Annotated in this window: 4 protein-coding genes; 3 read left to right on the forward strand and 1 reads right to left on the reverse strand. The window is 59.1% G+C overall.

What is annotated here, in order from left to right:
• The 3 genes from NTW26_11700 to NTW26_11710 form a co-directional block, all read left to right on the forward strand.
• Nucleotides 1-1,083 (forward strand): CoA protein activase (locus NTW26_11700; protein MCX7022910.1); only part of this gene is annotated, 1,083 nt, incomplete at its 5' end.
• A 31-nt stretch (nucleotides 1,084-1,114) separates the two neighbouring features.
• A complete protein-coding gene (locus NTW26_11705) occupies nucleotides 1,115-2,077 on the forward strand; it encodes an acyl-CoA dehydratase activase (protein MCX7022911.1) in 963 nt (320 codons plus the stop codon).
• 64 nt (nucleotides 2,078-2,141) lie between these two features.
• The gene (locus tag NTW26_11710; GenBank protein MCX7022912.1) at nucleotides 2,142-2,441 is read left to right on the forward strand and encodes an integration host factor subunit beta; all 300 of its coding nucleotides are present in this window, start codon (nucleotides 2,142-2,144) and stop codon (nucleotides 2,439-2,441) included.
• 511 nt (nucleotides 2,442-2,952) lie between these two features.
• Here the strand turns inward: NTW26_11710 and thiE are convergent.
• A partial coding sequence (thiE, locus tag NTW26_11715; GenBank protein ID MCX7022913.1) for a thiamine phosphate synthase occupies nucleotides 2,953-3,499 on the reverse strand: 547 nt, incomplete at its 5' end.

The raw sequence follows: 3,499 nt of genomic DNA on the forward strand, positions 1-3,499 counted from the left end.
CCCCACATGGGCAATATGTACATAGCGCTCCGGGTGCTCCTTGAGGCGCTGGGGCGGGAGTACGTCGTGCCGCCGCGGCCCTCGAAGCGGACCCTGGAACTCGGCGTGCGCAACTCCCCGGAGACCGCCTGCCTCCCGTTGAAAATCAACCTGGGCGACTTCATCGAGGCGCTGGACCGCGGCGCTGACACCGTCCTGGTCATCGGCGGCGGCGGGCCATGCCGCTTCGGCTACTACGGCATCATACAGGAACAGATTCTGCGAAACATGGGCTACGACGTGACTTTCTACTACTTCTCCCAAGACACCAAAGAGGATTTCGTGGAGATGTTCCGCCACATCTCCAACGGCAAATCACTCCTGACCATCTGGCGGGCGTTCAAGTTCGGCCTGCGCAAATTATCGGCCATCGAGCACGTCGAGGAGCTGACCCGGCGGGCGAGCCCGATCTGCAAAAACCCCCGGGAGGCCGAAAAGCTGCAGGACAATTATCTACAGGAGGTGGACGACGCCGGTGGATACTTGAAGCTGCGCGCGATAGAGCGGCGTGCCAGGCGCGAATTCGCCGCCCTGCCCCGGCGCGACGTCACCGAGGGCGATCTCCTGCGCGTGGGCGTGGTGGGCGAGCTCTACGTCGTCCTCGAGCGATTCGTCAACTTCGATCTGGAAAAGAAGCTGGGGCGCATGGGGGTGCTGGTCACCCGTCCGGTCTCCCTCTCGGCCTGGCTGCACCACAAGATGACCGTGGGCGGGACGCGGGAAGAGAACACCCGCGAGGTAGCCAAAGCCTACGCCGGCGAGTACCTGGCCTACGACGCCGGCGGCGAGTCCCTGGTCACCGTGGGGCAGACGGTCCGTCTGGCCGGTGAAGGCTACGACGGCATCGTCCACCTCATGCCCTTCACCTGCATGCCCGAGATCGTGGCCCAGAACATCCTTACTAGGGTCTCGGAGGATCTGAAAATCCCGGTCCTGACGCTTATAATTGATGAGCACACCGCCGAGACGGGGATTTTGACCCGCCTGGAAGCCTTCGTGGATCTGATGGCCCGCAAACGCTCTTTGCCGATTCCGACGAACTAAGCGGGGTAGCACCTTGGGCGAACAACTGTTCATGGGCGTGGACGTCGGCTCGGTCAGCACGAACCTGGCCGTCATAGACCCGGCGAGCCGGGTGGTGGAGAAGCTGTACCTGCGCACCATGGGGCGGCCCATCGAGACGGTGCAGCGCGGCCTCGCGGAGATGAGGGGCCTTCTGGGCGACCGGACCGGCGACATCGCAGGGGTGGGGACCACGGGGTCGGCGCGTCAACTCACCGCGGTCCTCGTCGGCGCAGATTCGGTCAAGAACGAGATAACGGCCCACGCCATCGCGGCGTCGCTGGTCATACCCGGCGTGCGTACCGTCTTCGAGATCGGCGGCCAGGATTCGAAGATCATCATCCTGCGCGACGGCATCGTGGTGGATTTCGCCATGAACACGGTCTGCGCCGCCGGCACAGGCTCCTTCCTGGATCAGCAGTCCTCCAGGCTCTCCATCCCCATCGAGGATTTCGGCGGCTATGCGCTGAAATCCGCCTCCCCGGTGAGAATCGCCGGCCGCTGCACCGTCTTTGCCGAATCGGACATGATTCACAAGCAGCAGATCGGCCACACGACCGAGGACATCATCGCCGGTCTCTGCGAGGCGCTGGTGCGCAACTACCTCAACAACATCGCCCGTGGCAAGGACATAAAGCCGCCCGTGGTTTTTCAGGGCGGGGTGGCGGCAAACCGCGGCATCAAGAGCGCCTTCGAGAAGCAGCTTGGCTATGAGATAATCGTACCGCCTTACCACGACCTCATGGGAGCCATCGGCGCCGCCCAACTGGCCCTGGAACGCGTAGCGGTCACAGGCTCCACCCGGTTCAAGGGTTTCCAGGCGGCTGAGTTCGAATACAAGACCCTCGGCTTCGAGTGCGGCAACTGCCCCAACGTGTGCGAGGTGGTTGAGATACTCCAGAACGGGGTCGTCATCAGCCGCTGGGGGGACAAATGCGGCCGGTACCAGGACCTCACCGTGGGACGTAATTCATAACTTGCATCGCAGTAACTTTTTATGGATAATAAAACCGCTGGCCCTTGCGGTAAGGAGTAGGGGGATGACAAAAGCGGATCTCGCTCAACGGATCGCGAAAAAAACCTTATTGACGCTCAAACAGACGACGGAATTGATAAATGCGATCCTGGAGATGATTACCGTTTCTCTGACGAAAAGCGGAGACGACGAAACGCTTTCCCGTCAGCGCATCGAAATCCGGGGCTTCGGGACGTTTCGCCTGCGCAAGAAACGGGCCCGCCTGGCCCGCAACCCCCGTACCGGCGAGATGATTCGCGTTGGAGACAAGTGGGTCCCCCACTTCAAGCCCTCCAAGCAATTGAAGTCCATCTTACCCGGTTAGTAAAAACGCCTGTATAAATCATTCGTGTTTATGCTATAGTCGGCCCCTCGCACGCCTGATGGGCCCTTAACTTCAACGGATGAATCAAAGGGGTGAGATTTGGGTTCTGGTAAGAAACGCAAACGGCAGAAGATAGCCACGCATAAAAGGAAGAAGAAACGTCGCGCGGACCGTCATAAGAAGAAGAAGTAGGATACATAACCTACATTATCAGACGTAACACCCCGGATTGACCGGGGTGTTTTTTATATTCCCGATGAAATAAATAAGAAATAATTCCCTATAAATCTGTTGTATTTTTTAAAATGATTAATCTTGTATATTCCCATGTGTTTAGTATCCAATAGGTTTTTTATTTTCCACTTATTTATTTCATAATGCTTTTATTCTCTACCTATTAATAAGGTCCGGTTTCCCGGACCGCTTTTTATTCGTTTTTCAGGGTATCAAATATCTCCTTGAACGAAGATCGTCGCTCTACGGCCGTCTGAGGCGGCCTTTTTAATCTCGGTCAATTCATCTCGTGCCGCTTCAATGTTTCGAGTAAATAATTCTTCACCCGCAACGGGGTGTCTGAACGGGACACGGCCGAAATCACGGCCACATACGCCGGTCCCGCGTCCAGCACCTCGCCCAGGTTGACCGGCGTTATGCCCCCGATGGCGCAGACCGGCGCGTCGGTCAACTGCACCGTTTGACGGAGTACTTTCGTGCCCACCGGTCTCTGGTCCGGCTTTATCGGTGTGGCGAAGCAGGGTCCGAGGGCGACGTAGCTGGCCCCGGCCTGCACCGCGGCGTTGGCCTGGGAGGGATTGCGGACCGTCTTGCCGACGAGCATTCCGGGACCGACGAGCCGTCTTACCCGCTCCACGGGGAGATCGCACTGTCCCAGGTGCACCCCGGTGGCTCCGGTCAAGAGGGCGACGTCGGGTCGGTCGTTGACGATGAATGCTACGCCGGCCTTGCGGCACCGCTCGGTGAACTCCTCCGCCAGCCGGAAGAAAACCGCGTCGTCCTGGTCCTTGATCCGGAGCTGGAACGCGCCCGTCCCTTCGAGC

The sequence above is a fragment of the bacterium genome, assembly GCA_026398675.1.
Classification (GTDB): domain Bacteria; phylum RBG-13-66-14; class RBG-13-66-14; order RBG-13-66-14; family RBG-13-66-14; genus RBG-13-66-14.

Excerpts from the sequence above, each read along its gene's own strand:
- NTW26_11705 (MCX7022911.1), top strand. The coding sequence starts at position 1,115 with ATGGGCGTGGACGTCGGCTCGGTCAGCACGAACCTGGCCGTCATAGAC.
- NTW26_11710 (MCX7022912.1), top strand. The coding sequence starts at position 2,142 with ATGACAAAAGCGGATCTCGCTCAACGGATCGCGAAAAAAACCTTATTG.